Origin of the sequence: Leifsonia sp. Root112D2, assembly GCF_001424905.1 — a bacterium.
Lineage (GTDB): Bacteria > Actinomycetota > Actinomycetes > Actinomycetales > Microbacteriaceae > Root112D2.
Genome location: NZ_LMCU01000001.1, coordinates 591,268 through 610,918 on the forward strand (window position 1 = coordinate 591,268; position 19,651 = coordinate 610,918).

Below are 19,651 nucleotides of genomic sequence, written 5' to 3' on the forward strand. Positions count from 1 at the left end.
CGCGGCCATCCGTCAGGGAAAGTGCTTGACAGTCGTGAAGGTCTCGTGGATACTCTGTGTTTGAAACCTTTCATTTTTAAACCGGGATGGCCGTCGTAGTCGACGGCACCGGCCTCACACTGCATTTCTGGAGGCTTCGCTTCCGGGCCACGATCGAGTCATTGGAGACTTTCGATGAGCATCAGCAGCCGTTTCACCACAAGCCGACGATCCTTTCTCAAGGGAGCCGGACTCGTGGCAGCCGCCACCACCCTGACGCAGCCCGCCCGTGCGGCTGCCGCCGCCGCGACCGAGGCTGCGACGTATCGATTGAAGAACGGGTACATCAGCATTTCGGGTGCATACGGCAAGATCACCGAGTTGAGATGTGACCCGAGCGGCAACGGCCACTACGAGAAGACGGCATTCAGTTCGATCTTTCTCGGCAAGACCGACTACTTCGACGCCGCGTTCAACGACGGGGTCACCTTCACCGCGAGCGGGAGCACACTGAGCCTGGCCGGCATCCAGATGCCGTCATCCGTTGACCTCAAGCAGGGCCAACAAAACGCCCCCGTTCAGCTGCTTCAGGGGCGCACGCTCGGCCAGTCGTTCACGGCGACGGCCTACCGCTTCACGCGGGTCGGCGGCGAATTTCCAACGTGGAGCAGTTCGACCTCGTCCATGAAGCTGACCTTGTACTCGGGCACTCCCGCGACGGGGCTCACCGAGATCGGCAGCAGCGAGGTGAATCCGATGAAAGACAACGGCTGGGCGTATGTCGATGTGGATCCGCAACCGGCCGGGGTCTACTACCTGGAGGCATCCGATGGCGCGGGCACACCGGGCTGGTGGGCATTCAGCGGCACCTCGAACGTGGACGTGAAAGGTGCCTCATATGCCGACCGCCAGGCGCTAACGGGCCGCACCATGACGCTCGACGTCGTGGGCTTCAACGTCGACGGTGTCGCTTCGCTGGAGCTGAACCTCAGCGGCCCGAAGCTCGGCCTCTCCTACGATCTGCACTGGCAGGGCGATGCGCGCGCCGACATCGGCCTGTCGCTGAACACGTCATGGGTCAAAGACGGCTACTCCATCGACTACGCGGATGGCGTGTTGTTCAGCCGCTTCGTCGGCGACAACGGCGACTACATACCGTCGCAGCAATTGAAACGCCGCTCGTCGTGGACAAATACCGTGTCGGGCACGAAGTGGGTAGCGGCCACAGGCACCGGCCCGTACGACCTTCAGATCGCGGCGCCCCAGCCGATTCTCACGGGAGCGATGACCAGCGACACGCTCGCGCTGACCCTGAATACCGGCGACACCGCCAAGGCCCCGGTCATCTCGCGGTCGCTCACCTTCGGTGTTCAGCCCCACTCGGATGCCTTGCCCGAGATTTTCCCGGTCTTCCTCGCATCCGATCACGTGAGGGCCGAGCAGCTCTCGACCTTCTACTGGGAGCGCGCACTGAGCTTCCGGTTCGACGGGCACGCGATGGCCTGGGCCGACTGGAACGGTCGCATCCTGGACTGGACAGGCACCGCGGGCAGGCAGGCGCAGGCGGACAGTCTGCTGAGCACGAAGCAGGACGACGACGGCTATGTGTGGGCATGGCCCGATTCGCAGGGCTGGCCGTTCCCCGATCCGAAGGTCTACGACGCCCGGCACTTCTCGTCGAACGCCATGTACATTCTTGGCGCGTGGCGCTACTACTCATGGACCGGCGACTCGGCGTTCCTCACCACGATGCTGCCCCGTCTCAGAAAGGCGATGGACTTCTATCTCGACACGCTCGGCGGCAGCACCGGGATCGTCACGATCACCTCACCCGACCACAGCGGACGCGACGGGGCGGTGCCCTCGAACTACTGGGACATCACCTCATTCGGCCACCTCGACGCGTTCCTCAACGCGTATTTCTACGGTGCACTCGAGGCGATGGCGCAGCTCGAGGAATACGTGCACAAGGTGCCGCGGGCGAAACAACTGCGAGCAGTACGCTCCTCTGTTCTGAACCGTTATAACGAACTCTTCTGGAACGAGGACGCGGGCCGGTACGTGCAATCCGTCGATGTGGATGGCGTCCCCCACGACTACGGCTCGACCTACGTCAACCTTGAGGCGGCATCCTTCGGTCTGCCGTCAGCCGCCCAGGCGACGCGCATCTTCGACTGGCTCGACAACGGCAACACCGAGTTGCAGAACTCCGTGGTGCTGATCGAGGGCGGCGGCCTCGCGCCGAAAATCGCGCCCGGGCACACCATGGGCACGACCTTCACGGCCAACGCCGCGTTCACGAGCGCGGCGGCGCGCTTTCCCACCTATGGTGTTCGCGGCGCGGAATTCACCATGACGCTATACAAGGGCGCGCCCGGCGACACGGCTCCCGTCAAGATCAAAGAGCAGCAGTTCAGCGATTGGAGCGATGGTTCGATCGCCCACATCGACGTGGACAAGCAGGCGCCGGGCGTCTATTACCTCGAGGTCTCGAACGTCACCGGCACCCTCGCGTGGTGGTCGTCGATGACCGTCGCGCCGGGTGCGCTGGCATACGTCGACGGCGCTCCCGACCCCGCAGCCCGGTCGCGGTTCGTTGTTGCGGTCGGCGACTACTTCGACGGCCCTGCAGACATCTACTCGAAGTGGGTATACGCCCCGCGCTCCACGACCCGCCGCAACAACTACTGGTTCTTTCTGGAAAACGTCACGATTCCGTGGGGACAGCAGGTGCAGGACGGCGGGGCGATTCTCTACACCTCGGGCTTCGATGTGATGGCCCGCGCCCGCTACCAGGGCGCAGACGATGCATGGGGGCGCATGACCGCGATCCTGGACCGCTGGAAGGACCCCGACCACCTGTGCGGCGGCACGCCACTCTTCCGCGGTGAGAGCACCGTCGACAGCGGCACGAAGAGCACGTCGGTCGGAACCGATATTCCATTCCCCGAGAGTGGGCTGGCGCCGGCCAGCTTCCTCTACGCCTTCGTGGGCGTCGAGGCAGAACCGGATGCCCTGGTCATCACGCCCAAGCTGCCCTCGACCCTCAACGAGGTCGGAGTGCGTAACCTCTTCTGGCACGGCAAGAAATTCGAACTGCGCGTGACGAGCAATCGGATCAACCTGAACGGCAGCGGGGTCTCCATCTCGCGGCCATACAAGGCCGGTAAATCGGTGCGCTTGAACTCCCACCAGCTCTCACACTGAAAACTCATTCGAAAATAACGGTTTGGTAACCTTGTGCCCCGTTACCTGTTCGTTATATAGTTCAAGAGCGGAAGTTGTTTGCTGTGGCAGCTTCCGCGGAATGTGATTGCAGGACACTCTTGGTGCAAGGGAGAGGGCCCGTCGCTAGCCTCTGCGACGGGCCCTCAATCATTTAATGTCCGGGCCCGTTTCCCTCCTGATCGCCCAGTCCCTATCCTTGGAAACCAGAGGGTTCGGGCCACGAAAGGGGCAACGGTGAGCACCAAGGCGGATGCCGTCTCCACATGGGAATCCCTGTTCCGCGCCCAGGTGTCGGTGATGCGTGCACTCGCATCCGAGTTTCCCACCGGCGAGATCTCCTTCAACGAGTACGACGTGCTCTTCACGCTCTCGCAGCAGCCCGATCGAAGCCTGCGCCTGCGCGACCTCAACAAGCACGTGCTGCTCACCCAGCCGAGCGTCAGCAGGCTCATCGACCGGCTGCTTGCCCGCGACTACGTGGCCAAGTGCCCCGAACCGACGGATGGCCGCGGCACGATCATCCGCCTCACCGACGCGGGATTCGAGATCTTTCGTCGCGTCGCCGTCGACCATATGGCATCCATCACCAAGCGGGTCGGCGGGGCACTCAGCCCCGCGGAGATGGCGCAGCTCGCGGCCCTCAGCAACAAACTGCGCGACTACGCCGAGTGAACTGAAGCCGCCGCCAGCGCCACGATCCCTGTCGCGGCCGTGTAGAGCATCGGCCAGACATCCCCCAATTGGGTGACAGATATCCAAACCGATTCGCCGAGGGCTCCGGATCCCTCTATAGCGGCCGGGATCTCCCCAACCGCTGAAGTACCGTATCGATTGGAGTTCAGAATATGAACAACTTCGCTAAGCGCACCGGAATCATCGGAGCAACGGGAGTGGCCGCCTCCGCCCTTCTCATGGTGGGTCTTGCAGCACCCGCCAACGCCGCAACGCCGAATGACGGCGGAGGATGGACGCCACAGAGCAGTTCCTCCAGCGAGAGCTCAATGACCGACGCCACCGCGTACCTGTTGCGCGATCTGAGCACGAGCATCCCGCTGCTCGTCACACCGACGACCAGCACTTCGGTGGGTGACGGCGGCCTGTTGAACGGCGGCACCGCAAACGGCGGCCTCGTCAATGGCCCGCTGGTCGGAGACATCGGCAGCGGCAACCAGGTCGGTGACGTAGCCAGTGGCAACCCGATCGGCAGCGGCAACACGACGGCAAGCGGTAATGACGTACCCGTGGCTTCGGGCAACGACGTTCCTGTAGCTTCAGGCAACGAGACCAGCGCCGGCAACGGCAACACCACGCCGGTGGCTTCGGGCAACGACACAAGCGCGCCCGTCGGCTCGGGCAACGACGTGAGCACCACGACCGGAACCGACGTCAGCCACATCGGCGCCAACGTTTCGGATGCGGTGAAGGGCACCGTGGATGACGCGCTGAGCGGCATCACCAGCGGCGTCGACCTGGGAGCGATCCTCGGTCGTTAGGACCAACTGGTTCTCACGCCACGTGAATCCTGCGGGTCCCCCGAAAGGGGGGCCCGCATTGCGTTGTTATCCCACCGAGTCGCGTCATAAACGCCCCGCCCGCGCATCTCTTTCGATGAGACACACCTCCCCCGACCCGAAAAAGAGGGAACGACCCGTGTACGTCAATTCACTACCCGAGCGCGCCTCCCTGTGGGATGATGCCGAAGCCGCCGGGCAATCCCCGCATGCCGTGCTTTTCGCCTTCGCCACCGACATGCGCGACCGCCTCGCCGAAGGCATCGGGCTGCCGACACAGCCCGATGTCGGCGCGAGTGCACGCGCCCGAGACCGCCTGTCGCACGGGTTGGGCATCGAGGTGACGGCCGACGGCTTTCGGCTGCTTGCCGGCCCCATTGCGTATGCGCAGTTCGTCGACGGCGAGCCGCTCGGCGACGCCGCCTTGCACCAGCTCATCACCGGCTGGCTCGCGCTGCTGCCGTGACCCTGCCGCGGGCGGTAGCGTCGAACGCATGACCGACACCACTCCGGCCCTGCCCACACTCGACCTCTGGGTCGGCTCGTACACGGCGGATGCCGGCGGCAAGGGTGAGGGAATCGGCACGCTCCGCGTCGCATCCGGACGCCCCGAACGTGCCGGGCTCGCGACCGCTGCGCCCTCGCCATCGTTCCTGGCAAAGCACCCGACACTACCCCTCGTGTATGCGGTGGGCGAGAGCGCCGAGACGGTGCGCGCGTTTCGCGTGACCGCGCCCGGCACGCTCGAAGCCGCCGGCGAGGCATGGCCGGCAGGCGCCGCCGCCTGCCACGTGGCCGTCGACCCCGCCGGCCGCTTTCTCGTCGTCTCGTGCTGGGGAGACGGCCAGGTTTTGCTCTACGAGCTCGACGACGCCGGCGCTATCACGAACCGGCTCGCCGCGGCTGCCGCCGTCGACCCGCATGGCGCGAGCGGTCGGCCCACCCGCGCGCATGCCGCGCTCATGCTGCCCGACGGTCGTGTCGCCACGACCGACCTCGGCTTCGATCTGCTGCGCGTGTGGCGATACGAGGCGGGCACCGGCCTCGTCGCCGACCACGAGGTTGTCTTCCCGAAGAGTTCCGAGCCGAGACATCTGGTGCGGCATCCGAGCGGACGCATTCTCGTGATTGGCGAGGTCTCCGTGACGGTGTTCGTGCTTGCGGCGAACGGAGACGGTCGCTTCGCGATCGAGAGCAGCACGCCGGCGAGCCGGGCGGGCGCGCGGCCGGGAGACACGGCATCCGAGATCTCAGTGGATGCCTCGGGCGGTTTCGCGCAGGTCAGCGTGCGTGGCTCCGATTACATTTCGACGCTCGCCGTGCACGATGACGGTGCACGGCTCGAGCCGATCGCCGATGTGCCCTGCGGCGGATCCGTACCCCGCCACCACCTGCAGATCGGGCGCATGCTGCTCGTCGCCAATCAGGCCTCGAGCACGGTGACCGCGTTTCGGCTGGATGCCCACACCGGAGTTCCCGAGCACCTGATCGCGACGTTCGCTGTCGGCTCCCCCACCTGCCTGGTGCCCGCATAGGCGAGCCCGCCCGCTTCGCCGTCTGCGGTGCTATGCGACCGGGCCGCGAGCCAGGGTGAGCGTGGCCGTGTGAGAAGCGCCCGTCGCATCCACCCACGTGACGCTCACGCTCTGACCGGGCGCATGGGCGGCGAGCGCCGCCGTCGACTCGGAAGCCGAAGTGACGTTCACGCCGCCGAGCGCCGTGATCGTGTCCCCCGCCTCCAGGCCGGCTGCGGCGGCCGGGGTGCCGTCGATGACACCGCCGACGGCTGCACCCGTGCTCGCGGCCTGCGTGTCGCCGCCGTTCGCGCTGCCGAAAGCGGCGCCGTAACCGGATGCCGTGGCATCCGCCGTCTGCGCAACCTCAATTCCCAGAAACGCCGGGTAGCCGAGCGAGATGGTGGACGAGGAATTGCCCGCCTCGATATCGCCGGCGATGGTGAGTGCGGTGCCGATCGGAATCGCGTAGCCGGCGGTCGTCGTTCCGCCCTGCTCGGCAGCGGTGTCGATGCCGATGACCTCATCACTCGCGTTGAAGAGCGGGCCACCCGAATCGCCGGGCTGGATGTCGGCGTCCGTCTCGATGAGGCCGTGCAACGTCTCGGAAACGGCGGTCTGCTCGGCCTGCGTCGTGATGCTTTGGTCGAGCGCCGTCACCTGACCCGGTGAGGCTGATGGCATGCCACCCGTTCCACCCGCGTTGCCGACACCGGTGACCGCGTCGCCGACGGCGGCGGCATCAGCGCTAGTGATGTGGGCCGTGCTGAGACCAGATGCGCCGCTCAGCTGAAGCACGGCGATGTCGTCTGTGGCGTCGGTTCCCACGACGGAGGCCGTGTAGCTGGCCCCGGTCGCCGCGACAGTGACGCTGATGCTCGTCGAGCCCTCAACCACGTGGTTGTTCGTGAGAATTTCGCCGTTCGAGCTGAGCACGAGACCGGTTCCCGCGCTCTCGGCGCTGTCGTAGGTGAGCTGCGAGTTGATGTCGACGACCCCGATCTCCTGAGCCGAGGTCGCGCTGGCCAGCGCGGCGCTGGTCGAGGAGCCGGACGAGCCGACGCCTGCTTGACCGTACCCATACTGGCTGTATCCGCCCTGGCCGTATCCGTCTGAGCCATACCCATTCATGCCGTAGCCAGACCGACCGTAGCCGTTGCCGAGCTGTAAGGCGTTATGAATTGTGGATACGCTCGGCGTCGATGCGGCGGGCGTCGATCCGAATGCCCCGTGGGTTGCAGCGAGGCCGAATGCCGAGCCGACGACGACCGTCGCCGCCACCGCGGTTGAGACGATCGCTACACGCCGCCGCGTGCGCTTGCTGTTGATGTCCATCGCTCTGGTTCCTCTCGGCGTGATCCGTTCGTTAGCTGAAGACCACACCCCGATCTTGCGGATGCGTTATGTCAGCGTTTTGAACGCGCTGTGAGATACCCAGAGTTTGCTGTGAGCAGTGGAGGGGAAAGAATCGCGCCAGCGTTTCCACGACGCCAGTGCCGAGGGAGCCTGCGCCCGAGGGACTTGAGGGATAGACCTGCACTCAGTCGGCGAAGGGGTTTGCAATTCCGATGTAGCGTGTCTCCAGGTACTCCTCGATGCCCTCGAAGCCGCCCTCTCGGCCGAGACCAGACTGCTTGACTCCGCCGAACGGCGCTGCCGGGTTTGAGATGACTCCCGCGTTGAGCCCGAGCATGCCCGTCTCCAGCTCCTCCGCGAGTCGCAGCCCACGATTGAGGTCACGAGTGAATGCGTAGGCGACGAGCCCGTATTCGGTGTCGTTGGCCAGCCGGACGGCCTCCTCCTCGGTAGCGAAAGTGACGATGGGCGCGACGGGGCCGAAAATCTCCTCGCGCAGTATGCGCGCGTCCGCCGGCACATTCGTCAGCACGGTGGGTTCGTAGAAGTAGCCGGGGCCATCGAGCGCGTGCCCACCGAGCGTGAGCGTCGCGCCCTCCGCGAGAGTGGCACTGACGAGCTCGTGCACCTTGTCTCGTGTGGTCTCGTCGACGAGAGGACCGATCTTCGCGCTCGGGTCTGTGCCGCGGGCCACGGTGTGGGCGCGCATCCGCTCGGTGAGCTTCTCCGTGAACTCCGCAGCGACACTCTCGTGAACGAGAAGGCGGTTGGCCGCCGTGCAGGCCTCTCCTCCGTTGCGCAATTTGGCGAGCATCGCTCCGTCGACCGCTGCATCGACGTCCGCGTCGTCGAACACGAGAAACGGCGCGTTTCCGCCGAGCTCCATCGAGACGCGCAGAACCTGGTCGGCCGCATCAGCGATGAGTCGGCGCCCCACCTCGGTGGAACCGGTGAACGAGAGCTTGCGCAGGCGCGAATCCTTGATCAGCGGGCCGGTGACCCGCCCTGCGCTCGTCGTGGGGATGACATTGAGCACGCCCGCAGGCAGCCCCGCCTGCTCGAGCACCTGCGTAAACAGCAACGCGGTCAGCGGCGTGAGCGCGGCGGGCTTGAGCACCATCGTGCAGCCTGCCGCGATGGCCGGCGCGATCTTGCGGGTGGCCATGGCGAGCGGAAAGTTCCACGGCGTGATGAACAGGCTCGGTCCGACAGGACGTTTGTTCACGAGCAGCCGGTTCGCGCCATCGGGTGCCGTCGCGTAGCGTCCGCTGACGCGCGGTGCTTCCTCTGAGAACCAGCGCAGAAACTCGGCCCCGTACGCAACCTCACCCTTCGACTCAGCCAGGGTCTTTCCCATCTCCAGCGTCATCAGCAGTGCGAAGGCGTCGGCACGCGCGGTGACCGCCTCGAATGCACCACGCAGAATCTCCCCCCGGGCGCGGGGCGCCGTGCGTGCCCAGTCTCGTTGAGCAGATGCCGCGGCATCGAGCGCGGCGAGTCCGTCGGCGGGGGTTGCGTCCGCGACACTCAACAGAACCTCGCCGTTCGACGGATCGAGCACGTCGAAGGTACCGCCGTCGCTCGCCGGCCGCCATGCGCCGCCGATGTAAAGGCCGGTCGGGATGCTCGCAAGCAAAGTCTTCTCGTCTGCGTCGGTGACAGTGGTGCTCATAGTGACTCCTTGAGAATACGAACGACATCAGCGGCCGTCGGGGTGAGCGGATTGTTGGCGGTGACCGAGTCTGCAAGCGTGTCCGCGGCGAGCGAGGCGAGCGAGGCATCCGTCACCCCGAATTTCGAGAGCGGACCGACCATGCCGACTTGGCGGGCCAACGCGGCAACGGCCGTGATGGCTGCCTCGGCATTATCTGCGGTCGTCGCAGCTGTATCGCCGACACTGAGCGCGAAGGAGATGCGGGCGATGCGTTCCTCACGGGCGCTGAGGTTGAAGCGCAGTACGCCCTCCATCACGACGCACAGTGCCAATCCATGCGGAATGTTGAACTGCCCGCCGAGTGGATGCGCGATGCCATGCACGAGACCGAGCCCCGTGTGTGAGAACCCGACACCCGCCACATGACTGGCGAGCAGCAGTTGCGAGCGCGCCTCGATGTCGCTGCCGTCGGCGACGGCTCGCGGAAGGTACTCGGCGACGGTCGCAATGACCTGCAGGGCGATCCCGTCGGAATACGGGTTCGCACGAATCGAAAGGTACGACTCAAGGGCGTGGGTGAGAGCATCCATGCCGGTGGCCGCCGTAGCGCCGGCGGGCAGCCCGACGGTGAGTTCCGGGTCGAGCACGGCGGCACGCGCGAGGGCGCTCGTGTGGCCGACGTAGAACTTGCGGTGGCTTTCGACATCCGTGATCACACCGAACGCATTGACCTCCGCGCCGGTTCCCGCCGTCGTCGGCACCGCGATGATCGGCAACGCCGCGTGAGCGAACTCGGTCGTGTAATCCAGCCCAATGCCGCGTTCGGGGTTGACGGCGCCGAGGGAGACCCCCTTCGCCGCATCCATCGACGAGCCACCGCCGACGGCGACCAGCACGTCTGCCGAGACGGATGCCGCGAGGTCGCTGCCCTCATCGACGCACGTCGTCGTGGGGTTCGGGGTGACGCCCCCGAACACCGTTACGGCCAACCCCGCCAGTTCAAGGGAGGTACGCACCGCCTCGACAACCGGCGAGGTTGCCAAGAACGGATCGGTCACAACAAGAGCGCTGTGCGCGCCCGTCGACGCGGCAATCGCGCCGACTTCGGCCACCCTGCCGCGGCCGAAGTACGCGATGGGCTTGGGATCCAGCGTGAGTTCGCTCTCTGACAGTGGAGCGGGCAGCGGTGCAAGCCCCGTTGTGGCGGTCGACGTCGTCATGCGGATGCCCCTTCCAGGCGCAGATCGGAACCAATCAGTTCTTCGTAGAGTTTCACCGGTGTCATCTCGCCAGCCCGGTCACCGTAACGCGCCTTTGCCCGGCGGTAGATCTGCTCGACGAGCGCCGAGAGCTCAGTGGAGACGCCAACGGAGCGGCCGAGATCGATGGAGAGGCCGAGGTCTTTGCAGGCCAGAGCGATCGCAAATCCCTCGTCGTAGTCGCTGTGTTCGAGAATCGATAGCACGTCGTTCTCGACGAAGTTGCTGTTGGCAGGGCTGGCCACGAGAGCGTTGCGCAGCACCGCAAGGTCGACACCCGCCTTCACACCCACGCTGAGCACCTCGGCGGTGGCCACCAGGTGTGAGAACCACAGCTGGTTGATCATCAGCTTCACCGCATATCCGGTGCCGGCAGCACCGACGTGCAGAATACGTTGTGGGTCACCCATCGCCTCAAAGACCGTGCGCAACCGCTCCACATCGATCGCGTCGCCGCCAATGAAGATCTGAAGCATCCCATTCGCCGCGCCAACCGACATGCCGCTCACCGGGGCATCGAGTATCCGCAGCCCTCGCGCCGCGTACTCGGTCCTCACTCGTTCAGCCACCTCTGGAACGGAGGTGGACATGTCGACCCAGGTGCCGCCATCCGCTATACCGGCGAGGATGCCGTTCGGCCCGTGCACTACCGCATCGACGTGCCGGGGCGTCGGCAGCATCGTGATGACCACGTCGCTTCGGGCGGCAAGCTCGGCCGGAGTATCAGCCCACGCGGCGCCGCCGGTGAGGAGTTCGCCAGCGGCCTCACGACGGATGTCGTTGACGACCAACGGGAACCCCGCGGCCTGCAGGTTGTGGGTCATCCCGGAACCCATGTTGCCCAGCCCGATGAAGCCGACGGTGGTCGATCGGTTGGCGTGCGGTAGAGACATTTCTCCCCATCAGTGTCGTAGCGAATACAGCTTGATAAATGTGACGTGGTTGTGATTCTTGGAGCTTCGGTGCAGGTGATTCAGTCGAGCGGGCCGTCGCCCAGGTTGATCCAGGTGGTCTTCAGCGCCGAGTACGAATCGAGCGCGTGCAGTGAGCGGTCCCGACCCGAGCCCGAGCTCTTGAAGCCGCCGAATGGCGTGATCACATCGGCCACATCGAAGGTGTTCACCCAGACCGTGCCGGCGCGCAGTTCGCGGGCGACGCGATGCGCGGTCGTCACGTTACCCGTCCACACGCTCGCGGCAAGCCCGTACGCACTGTCGTTGGCAACGCAGATGCCTTCCTCGGCTCCGCGTACCGTGGTCACCGCGAGAGCGGGACCGAAGATCTCCTCCTGGCCGATGCGGCCGGCGTTGTCCACACCGTCGAACACCGTCGGTTGCACGTAGTAGCCACCCTCGAGCGCCGGTGGACGCACCTGCGCGCCGCCGATGACTGTGGCGCCCTCCGCGTGGGCGACGCCGATGTAGTCGAGCACACGATCAAGCTGCTTCTCGCTGGCGATCGTGCCGATCTGGGTTGCCTCGTCGAGCGGGTCGCCCAGCACGAGCGAGTTGCCCACCTGCACAACCGCGTCCACCAGCTCGTCATGCACACGCTCGTCCACAATGAGTCTGCTGCCGCCGTGACAGGTCTGACCGGCGTTGTAGAAAATGCCCCACGCGATCGAGGATGCCGCGGCGGCGATGTCCTCGACATCCGCGAGCACGAGCTGTGGCGACTTGCCGCCGAGTTCCAGGGAGACCTGCTTGCCGTTGGAGTCTCCCGCGTAGCGCAGGAATGCGTGCCCGATAGCCGGCGAGCCCGTGAAGGCGACCTTGTCGACGAGCGGATGCCGGCCCAACGCCTGCCCCGCCACGGCGCCCAATCCAGGCACCACGTTGAAGACACCGTCGGGAATTCCGGCCTCGGCGGCGAGTTCGGCGAGTTTAAGTGCGGAGAGGCTTGTCAGCTCTGCCGGCTTGAGCACCACCGAGTTACCCATCGCGAGCGCCGGTGCGATCTTCCAGGCAGTAATGATGAGCGGGTAATTCCACGGCACCACGGCGCCGACGACGCCGAGTGCCTCCCTCGTTACGAGCGCGAGCGCGTTGCGCGGTGTCGGCGCAATTTCGTCGTAGACCTTGTCGATGGCTTCCGCGTACCAGCGCATGGTGCGGGCCGCGTTCGGCACATCGACACCACGCGCATCGCCGATAGGGTGCCCCGAGTCGATCGCCTCGAGTAGGGCCAGTTCGTCCAGGTTCTCGAGCATCAGTTCAGAAAGCCGCAGCAGCACGGCCTGTCTGTGCCTGCGATCGGCTCGTGACCAGGCGCCGCTCTCGAAGGCGCTGGCCGCCGCGCGCACCGCGAGGTCGACATCCGCCTCGCCGCCCGAGCTCACTCGAGCCAGCAGCGAACCGTCGCGCGGCGCGATGGTATCGAAGGTCCCGCCGTCGAGCGCCGGCCGAAAAGCGCCATCGATGAAGAGCCCTGTCTGCGGCATGAGGGCGGATGCCCGCTCGATCCAGTTCGTCATGCTGTCTGTGTACTCCGTGCTTCTTAACGTCGAATGGGAAAGTTAGACGGCGTATCGCGCGACCGCATCGCGGTCGATCTCTGCACCGAGACCCGGCCGGGTGGGTACCACGAGGTCACCGGAGGCATCGATGGTGAGCGGGGTCATGAAGAAGTCCCGACGTTCGGGCGTCCATCCGGGCGGGTCGAACGGAAACTCGAGATATGGACCGGCATCGACGCCCGCGGCGACGTGCAGATTTGCCAGGAGCCCGAGGCCGTTGCTCCACGTGTGCGGGGTGAAGGAGCGGTGCCGCAGATTCGCGGATTCCGCGACCTGGCGCGCGCGGTACATGCCGACGGCGAGCGCGACATCCGGCTGGTAGATGTCGAAGGCATCCGCCTCGATGAGAGCGTTGAGCTCGGGAAGACTGCGCACCATCTCGCCGCCGGCGATCTGGATGCCGGTCTCGGCTCGCACCCGTTTAGCCCCCGAGATGTCCACCTGCGGGAGCGGCTCCTCCAGCCACAGCACGCCCAGCTCATTGAGCTCCACCGCCACACGCTGCACCCGGGCGAGAGGCAGCGCCGCCTCGATGTCGCCGCTCATGCGCCACATCTGGTTGAGGTCGACCATGAGATCGAAATCGGGTCCGACCGCCTCCCGCGTGGCGCGAACAGCAGCAATGCCCTCGTCGAGGTGATCGCGGGCGATGCGTATCTTCATGGCCCGGAACCCGAGCTCGCGTGCGGCAAGCGCAGCCTCGGCGCGCGCCTCGGGCGACTTCAGCTCGCCACTTGATGCGTATGCGGCGAGGCGATCCCGGGCTCCGCCGAAGAGGATGCTCACCGGCAGCCCGGCCACCTGGCCGATGATGTCCCACAGTGCCGCCTCCAGCGGCCAATAGCGCCCGCCATGAAAGTTGATGGTCTCGATGCGGCGCACCTGGTTGAGAATCTGCAGCGGATCGGTGCCGAGGAACAGGTGCTCGAACGCCTCGAAGCCGTCCATGGTGTCGCCGGATCCGACGCCGGTGACACCGTCATCGGTTTCGACCTCCACGAGCGTGGCGGCGAAGCTCGTGCGCGGCGTGGGGTCCCAGGCGGCCCTGAACGGCGGATCGAGCGGCAGGCTCATTCGCGTGAGGCGAATGGCGGTGATCTTCATGGTTAGGCCTTTGGAGTGTAGAAGGGGTTGGACGGCGAGTTCCGCGCGTCAATGACGTCGTTCGTATTCGGAAGATGGCGCACGCCGTTCTCCAAGGCTGTGCGCGCCGACTCTCGGTTGTTCGTGTAAACGAGTTCGGCGTCGTTCGCCCCGGGGTTGACCCACACCGCCGCGATCACGACATGGGAGTCTGCCTGTTCAGGGGAGATGATGCCGTCGGCGAGCGCGTCAGCGACCCCGGCGGCCACACCGGCCTGGGCCGGCCCCCAGATCAGCAGTCCGTGCGCAGCACTTTCCGGCGCCGACTTGGTAACGAAGAGCGTCAGCGGTTTGACGGGAAGGGAGGGCCGGAGCACGGCGACGAACGGCACGTGACCGGCGCTGGGGGTGGCCAGGGCGCTCGCCCAGGCGAGTCCCGCAGGCCCTTCGCGATGACCGAACACCACGTTGATATGCGCGGCATTCACGCCGTCGCCGATGAAACTCTCACCGATGAGAAGGGCCTGCGTGGACACTTAGATCAATCCCTCTTTCTTCAGCCAGTCGCTCGCGATCTTCGCCGGTTCACGGCCGTCGACATCCGCTTCGGCATTCAGCGACTGCATGACCTCGGTGGTCAGCTTCGGCGACAGCAGGGCCATCACCTTGGCGATGCCCGGGTACTTGTCGAGAGTGCTCTGCTTGAGGGTGAGCGCACCCTGGTAGACGGGGAAGAAGTCCTGATCGTCTTTCATCACAGTCAGGTCGAGCGCCTTGATTCGGCCATCCGTCGTGAAGACCTCGCCGAAGTTGCAGTCCGTGCCCTTCTGGGTGGCGGTGTAAATGACGCCCGTGTCCAGCAGCGCCACGTTCGAGTCCGGAACGGTGATTCCGTATGCCTTCTTCAGACCGGGCCAGCCGTCGTCGCGTGTCGAGAACTCGCTCTCGATGCAGAACGTTTGATCTTTCACCGGCAGCTTGGCGATGTCGCTCAGCGACTTCACGCCGAGCTTCTTCGCCTCGGAGGTTCGGATGGCGAAGGCGTATGTGTTGTTGAGCGGCGCCGGATCGAGCCAGGCGATGCCATTCTTGGCATCCGCCTCCTTGGTCGCCTTGAACTGCGCCTCGGCGCCCTTCACCGGTGTGGTGTTCTTGTTGTAGGTGATCCACGAGGTGCCGGTGTACTCCCAGTAGCCCATGAACTGGTCACTCTCCAGGGCCTGGCGCACATTGGCGGAGCCGACCACCTTGGTGTTCGTCGTGGTCTTCGCCCCGTGGGCGTTGAGCAGGTCGCTCGTGAGGTAGGCCAGAATGTACTGCTCTGAGAAGTCCTTTGCGCCGACGACGCCGGTGAGGCCCTTGACCTCGTCGCCCTTTGACGCGCCGCCCGAGCCCCCGCTGCTCGACGAGCAGCCCGTGAGCACGAGTGCACTGGCCGCCGCGATGGCGAACAGGGCCGTGGTTGCCTTGCGTAACTTCATTGTTCCTCCAGGTGATGGGATGTGTTGCGGTGCATGCGATGTAGAGATGAAGCGGATCGTGCACGGCACTATGTGCCCTTGGGGCGCAGCAGGTCTTCGCAGATGCCGGCGATCCAGTCGATGAGCAGGGCGATGCAGGCAACCAGCACGGCGCCGGTGACCAGCACGGGGTACCGCTGAAGCTTGAGCCCGTTGACGATCATGTCGCCGAGACCACCCGCGTTGATGAACGTCGCGACGGTCGCGACGCCGACAGCGAAGACGAGGGATGTGCGCAGCCCGGCCGCGATGACCGGAACGGCGAGAGGCAACTCAATGCGCCGCAGCACCTGATTGCGCGTCATCCCCATCCCCTTGGCAGATTCACGCACATCGGAGTCAACCTGCTGCAGGCCGATCATCGTATTGCGCAGCACCGGCAGAATCGAATACGCGACGAGCGCCACTATCGCCGTCGCGAATCCGGTCTGCCACACGATGGCGAGCAGAATGATCACGCCGATGGCCGGCGTGGCCTGACCGATGTTCGCAATGCCCAGGATGATGGCACGCGCGACGCGAGACCGCGTGCGACTCAGCAGAATTCCCACCGGGATGGCGATGACGGCCACCAGGGCCGAGGCGACAACGACGAGGAGGAGATGTTCCCTCGTGCGATCGATGATGTACGTCCAGTTGAGTGTGCGCTGCTCGATGGAATCAAGCTTCATGGTCGCGACCCACCAGTACAGCAGCGCAAGAACGACGATCACGACGATCGGAGTCGCAACCCGCCTCAGGGTGAAGACGCTGCCCCGACGCTTGGGGGCTTCTATTGCCGCAATCGATTCGGTGACACTCGCCTGAATTGTCATCTCAGGCTCCCGTTCCCGTTTCGCTCGAGGCCAGAACGTCGGTGCCCAGCACCTCGGAGATGCGCTCGAGTGTGATGGAGCCGACAGCGCGGCCCCCCTCGACGACGGCAAGCACTGGCAAACCGCTGAGCACGAGCGCATCGAGCGCATCGCGCAGCGAGTCGCCGATATCCACCGTGATCGGCGAGCGCGGAGCATCGGATGCCGCACCCAGCGTCGCCTCGGTCACCGGGATCAGCGCGAGACGTTTGATAGCGGCACCGCGCCCAATGAAGGAAGCGACATAGTCGTTGGCCGGTGTCGCGAGGATATTCGCGGGAGTGTCGAACTGCTCGATCTGGCTGCGGTCGGAGAGCACCGCGATGCGATCGCCGAGCCGCACCGCCTCATCGAAGTCATGGGTGACGAACACGATGGTCTTGCCGAGAGACTCCTGCAACCGCAGAAACTCGGCCTGCAGCTTCTCTCGGGTGATCGGGTCTGTCGCGCCGAACGGTTCGTCCATCAGCATGACGGGTGGATCTGCCGCCAGCGCGCGAGCGACGCCGACCCGCTGCTGCTGGCCACCCGAGAGCTGCTTCGGGTAACGGTGCGCGAAGAGTGCCGGGTCGAGTTGCACCGTCTCAAGCAGTTCATCGATGCGACTCTTCGTCTTCTCCTTGCTCCACCCGAGGAGTTTCGGCACGACGCCGATGTTCTCGGCAATAGTCATGTGCGGAAAGAGGCCGATCTGTTGGATCACGTAGCCGATGTGCCGGCGCAATTCATTGGGGTTCAATGAGAGCACGTCCCGACCGTCGATACTGATGCTTCCGTTTGACGGCTCGATGATGCGATTGATCATCTTCATGGTCGTGGTCTTGCCGCATCCGCTTGGCCCGACGAACATGATCAATTCGCCGGGTTCGACGTTCATGCTGAAGTTCTCGACAGCGGCGACGGGCTGGTTCGGATAGGTTTTCGTCACGCCGTCGAGAACGATGGATGCCCCGCTGGTGTTGTTGGCGATCGCGTTGATTCCGGTGTTGCTTGACTCAGGCACGGAGCCCCCTTGAGGTTGTGAAGCGGGTGATAAGAACGAAGAGGCCGTCAACCAGCAGCGCGAGGATGACCACGCAGACGGTGCCGACGAGGGCGTAGTTGAGGGCGTTGACGGAGCCGAGAGACGAAAGGCCCTGGAAAATATACGTGCCCAGTCCGGGCCCGGCAACATAGGCGGCGATGGCTGCGATGCCGATGGCCATCTGGGCCGAGACCCGCACGCCGGTGAGAATGATCGGCCAGGCGATGGGCAGCTGGATCGTGAACAGGATGCGCGCGCCGCCCATTCCCATTCCCTTGGCCGATTCCATGACGGCGGAGGGCACCTCCCGCAGGCCGACCACTGTATTGCGCACGATGGGCAGCAGCGAGTAGAAGGAGAGAGCGATGACGGTTGGCGTCCAACCCAGTCCGAACGGCCTGATCAGCACCGCGAGCAGGGCCAGCGACGGGATGGTCAGCGCGATACCGGCCGCGGTGACGGCCAGCGAACGGGGAATCGGTCGGTTCCAGGTAAGCATTCCGATGCCCATTGCCACGATCATGGCAATGATCAGCGAGATGGCGACGACGCCGATGTGCTGCAGCGCCAGATCGACGATCTCTTCCGACCGATCGCTGAGGAACTGAATCAATCTCGCGAAGCTGAACTGGGTCACTGCGAGTACCTCCTCACTCGTCCTTGAGCAAACCGCCGGTGCCGGGTGGCGACTGACAAGCCGAGACTACGAGAGAGTTCCTATTTGCACAACATGCGTTGTGCAAATGACAACTATGAGTCTATGTTGACACCATGACCGTTGATGAGGATGCCGCACCTGCCGCGCCCAGGCGCAACTCCGCCGGGCTTCGTCGTGACCTCGAAATTCTGGAAGTACTCGGGTCGCCGGAGGCATACGCATCCGGTGGTCTCGGCGTATCGCGGGTCGCGCAGCTCGTTGGGCGCGACAAGGGCCAGGTCTCTCGCACGCTGGCGACACTGGCCGAAAGCGGGCTGGCTGCGCGTGATCCGGAGACGCAGAATTACCGCTTGGGCTATCAGCTCTATGCACTTGCAGCCCGCACGATCGAATCACGGCTGGTACGCGAGGCCGTGCCCTACCTCCGGCGGGCGGTTGCCGCTATCCACGAGACAACTCACCTGTGCGTGTTACGCGGCGGAAGTGTGTTGACGCTGCTGAGCCAGGAGAGCGACTATGCGTTTCGCGGGTTGGGCTGGGAGGGAGTCAGTGTGGCGGCCTGGCAGACATCCTCCGGGCGCGTACTGCTGAGCGACTGGGACGAGCCGGCCCTGCGAGATTGGTACGAACGACACGGACACGACAGGCCCGTCACCGGCCCCGTTCCTGCAGAACTGCTCGCCGCCGGCGCGCTTCCCGACCCGCCGGGCGCAACGGGTAAGCGACTCGTGACAGACTTCGAGAGCCTGATGTCGGAGATCGGCCGCATTCGCAAACGGGGCTATGCGACGGTTGACGAAGAATTCGAGAGGGGGGTCGTCGGCGTTTCAGCCCCTGTCTACGACTTTCGACGCAGCATCGTCGGCGCGATCAACGTGAGCGCCCCCAAAGCACGGCTTGGAGGCCACCTCGACCAGGCTGGCGTGTTGGCTGCGAAGATCGCGGCCGAGCTCTCCGCGCAGCTCGGCGCCATGCGCATCTGAATACTGCCGATACACACGAATGGCGCGGCAGCGGGTTGCCCACTGCCGCGCCATTCGCGCGAAATCTCTGCTGTTATGCGGCGGCGCCGATGGCGAAGCGCACCGAGCCCTCGGCATCCACTTGCGCGTCGAGCACCTTGTCGTCGAGTGCAACGGCTGCGTTCTCCTCCAGGAAGACTCGCGCACCGGCGTTCTCGATGACCTTGTCTGTCGGTTCCGGGGTCGAGGTGAAGTCGACCGTGAAATTGGTGGACTCGGCATCCGTGGTGCTGATGCGAAGCCCGGCATCATCTGCAACGGGCGTCTGCTCGGCGAGATTCTTGATGAGGCTGCTTGCGTTTTCGGTGAGGGTGAGCATGCGCTCTCCTTCCGGTAGCGGTTGGAAGTAGGCCACGATTCCGCATCGCGCGCCCATCTTCAACCCTGTTCGCGGCATTCGGAGGGAGTTCACACGTGCACAGTCGCGCCCTGCCCGATGCGGATGCCGATGCGGATGCCGGCGCGCGCATAACT

At 65.0% G+C, this 19,651-nt stretch carries 18 protein-coding genes; 6 read left to right on the forward strand and 12 right to left on the reverse strand.

Going from position 1 to position 19,651, the window contains the following annotated elements; genetic code table 11:
* Nucleotides 1–174 precede the first annotated feature (174 nt).
* The 5 genes from ASC63_RS02695 to ASC63_RS02715 all read left to right on the forward strand — a co-directional run bounded on the left by ASC63_RS02695 (nucleotide 175) and on the right by ASC63_RS02715 (nucleotide 6,253).
* Entirely contained in the window at nucleotides 175–3,186 is a 3,012-nt protein-coding gene (locus tag ASC63_RS02695) for an MGH1-like glycoside hydrolase domain-containing protein (protein WP_055809580.1), read from the forward strand.
* A gap of 255 nt (nucleotides 3,187–3,441) precedes the next feature.
* Nucleotides 3,442–3,879, forward strand: coding sequence for a MarR family winged helix-turn-helix transcriptional regulator (locus tag ASC63_RS02700; RefSeq protein ID WP_055809584.1), 438 nt, complete (start codon nucleotides 3,442–3,444; stop codon nucleotides 3,877–3,879).
* A gap of 173 nt (nucleotides 3,880–4,052) precedes the next feature.
* Nucleotides 4,053–4,700 (forward strand): hypothetical protein, encoded by a 648-nt coding sequence (locus ASC63_RS02705; protein WP_055809587.1) that lies wholly within the window; start codon nucleotides 4,053–4,055, stop codon nucleotides 4,698–4,700.
* A gap of 157 nt (nucleotides 4,701–4,857) precedes the next feature.
* On the forward strand, nucleotides 4,858–5,184 hold the full coding sequence (locus tag ASC63_RS02710) for a hypothetical protein (RefSeq protein WP_055809590.1): 327 nt from the start codon (nucleotides 4,858–4,860) through the stop codon (nucleotides 5,182–5,184).
* Nucleotides 5,185–5,212: 28 nt separating this feature from the next.
* Complete coding sequence (locus ASC63_RS02715; protein ID WP_055809593.1) at nucleotides 5,213–6,253, forward strand: lactonase family protein; 1,041 nt, start codon at nucleotides 5,213–5,215, stop codon at nucleotides 6,251–6,253.
* 30 nt (nucleotides 6,254–6,283) lie between these two features.
* Here ASC63_RS02715 and ASC63_RS02720 read toward each other — a convergent pair whose 3' ends face one another.
* The 11 genes from ASC63_RS02720 to ASC63_RS16595 all read right to left on the reverse strand — a co-directional run bounded on the left by ASC63_RS02720 (nucleotide 6,284) and on the right by ASC63_RS16595 (nucleotide 18,134).
* A complete protein-coding gene (locus tag ASC63_RS02720) occupies nucleotides 6,284–7,567 on the reverse strand; it encodes a S1C family serine protease (protein ID WP_055809596.1) in 1,284 nt (427 codons plus the stop codon).
* Between the two features lie 205 nt (nucleotides 7,568–7,772).
* Complete coding sequence (locus ASC63_RS02725) at nucleotides 7,773–9,260, reverse strand: NAD-dependent succinate-semialdehyde dehydrogenase (protein WP_055809599.1); 1,488 nt, start codon at nucleotides 9,258–9,260, stop codon at nucleotides 7,773–7,775.
* The gene (locus tag ASC63_RS02730; RefSeq protein WP_055809603.1) at nucleotides 9,257–10,462 is read right to left on the reverse strand and encodes an iron-containing alcohol dehydrogenase family protein; all 1,206 of its coding nucleotides are present in this window, start codon (nucleotides 10,460–10,462) and stop codon (nucleotides 9,257–9,259) included. Before ASC63_RS02730 ends, ASC63_RS02725 begins: the two co-directional genes overlap by 4 nt.
* The gene (locus tag ASC63_RS02735; protein WP_055809606.1) at nucleotides 10,459–11,394 is read right to left on the reverse strand and encodes an NAD(P)-dependent oxidoreductase; all 936 of its coding nucleotides are present in this window, start codon (nucleotides 11,392–11,394) and stop codon (nucleotides 10,459–10,461) included. Before ASC63_RS02735 ends, ASC63_RS02730 begins: the two co-directional genes overlap by 4 nt.
* An 80-nt stretch (nucleotides 11,395–11,474) precedes the next feature.
* Nucleotides 11,475–12,974 carry an aldehyde dehydrogenase gene (locus ASC63_RS02740; RefSeq protein WP_055809609.1) on the reverse strand — a complete coding sequence of 500 codons (1,500 nt, stop codon included), beginning with the start codon at nucleotides 12,972–12,974 and terminating at the stop codon, nucleotides 11,475–11,477.
* Nucleotides 12,975–13,016: 42 nt separating this feature from the next.
* The gene (locus tag ASC63_RS02745) at nucleotides 13,017–14,120 is read right to left on the reverse strand and encodes a mandelate racemase/muconate lactonizing enzyme family protein (RefSeq protein ID WP_055809612.1); all 1,104 of its coding nucleotides are present in this window, start codon (nucleotides 14,118–14,120) and stop codon (nucleotides 13,017–13,019) included.
* Between the two features lie 2 nt (nucleotides 14,121–14,122).
* Nucleotides 14,123–14,635, reverse strand: a complete 513-nt coding sequence (gene fae / locus ASC63_RS02750; RefSeq protein WP_055809614.1) for a formaldehyde-activating enzyme — start codon at nucleotides 14,633–14,635, stop codon at nucleotides 14,123–14,125.
* Complete coding sequence (locus ASC63_RS02755) at nucleotides 14,636–15,580, reverse strand: glycine betaine ABC transporter substrate-binding protein (protein ID WP_055809617.1); 945 nt, start codon at nucleotides 15,578–15,580, stop codon at nucleotides 14,636–14,638.
* A gap of 68 nt (nucleotides 15,581–15,648) precedes the next feature.
* A complete protein-coding gene (locus ASC63_RS02760; protein WP_055809620.1) occupies nucleotides 15,649–16,434 on the reverse strand; it encodes an ABC transporter permease in 786 nt (261 codons plus the stop codon).
* 1 nt (nucleotide 16,435) lies between these two features.
* Nucleotides 16,436–17,476 carry an ABC transporter ATP-binding protein gene (locus ASC63_RS02765; protein ID WP_327063323.1) on the reverse strand — a complete coding sequence of 347 codons (1,041 nt, stop codon included), beginning with the start codon at nucleotides 17,474–17,476 and terminating at the stop codon, nucleotides 16,436–16,438.
* Nucleotides 17,469–18,134, reverse strand: a complete 666-nt coding sequence (locus tag ASC63_RS16595; protein WP_055809623.1) for an ABC transporter permease — start codon at nucleotides 18,132–18,134, stop codon at nucleotides 17,469–17,471. Before ASC63_RS16595 ends, ASC63_RS02765 begins: the two co-directional genes overlap by 8 nt.
* A 134-nt stretch (nucleotides 18,135–18,268) precedes the next feature.
* On the opposite strand from ASC63_RS16595, the gene ASC63_RS02775 reads away from it, so the two are divergent.
* On the forward strand, nucleotides 18,269–19,138 hold the full coding sequence (locus ASC63_RS02775; RefSeq protein WP_055809625.1) for an IclR family transcriptional regulator: 870 nt from the start codon (nucleotides 18,269–18,271) through the stop codon (nucleotides 19,136–19,138).
* Between the two features lie 73 nt (nucleotides 19,139–19,211).
* Here the strand turns inward: ASC63_RS02775 and ASC63_RS02780 are convergent, their stop codons facing one another.
* A complete protein-coding gene (locus tag ASC63_RS02780) occupies nucleotides 19,212–19,496 on the reverse strand; it encodes an iron-sulfur cluster biosynthesis family protein (RefSeq protein WP_055809628.1) in 285 nt (94 codons plus the stop codon).
* Between the last annotated feature and the right edge of the window lie 155 nt (nucleotides 19,497–19,651).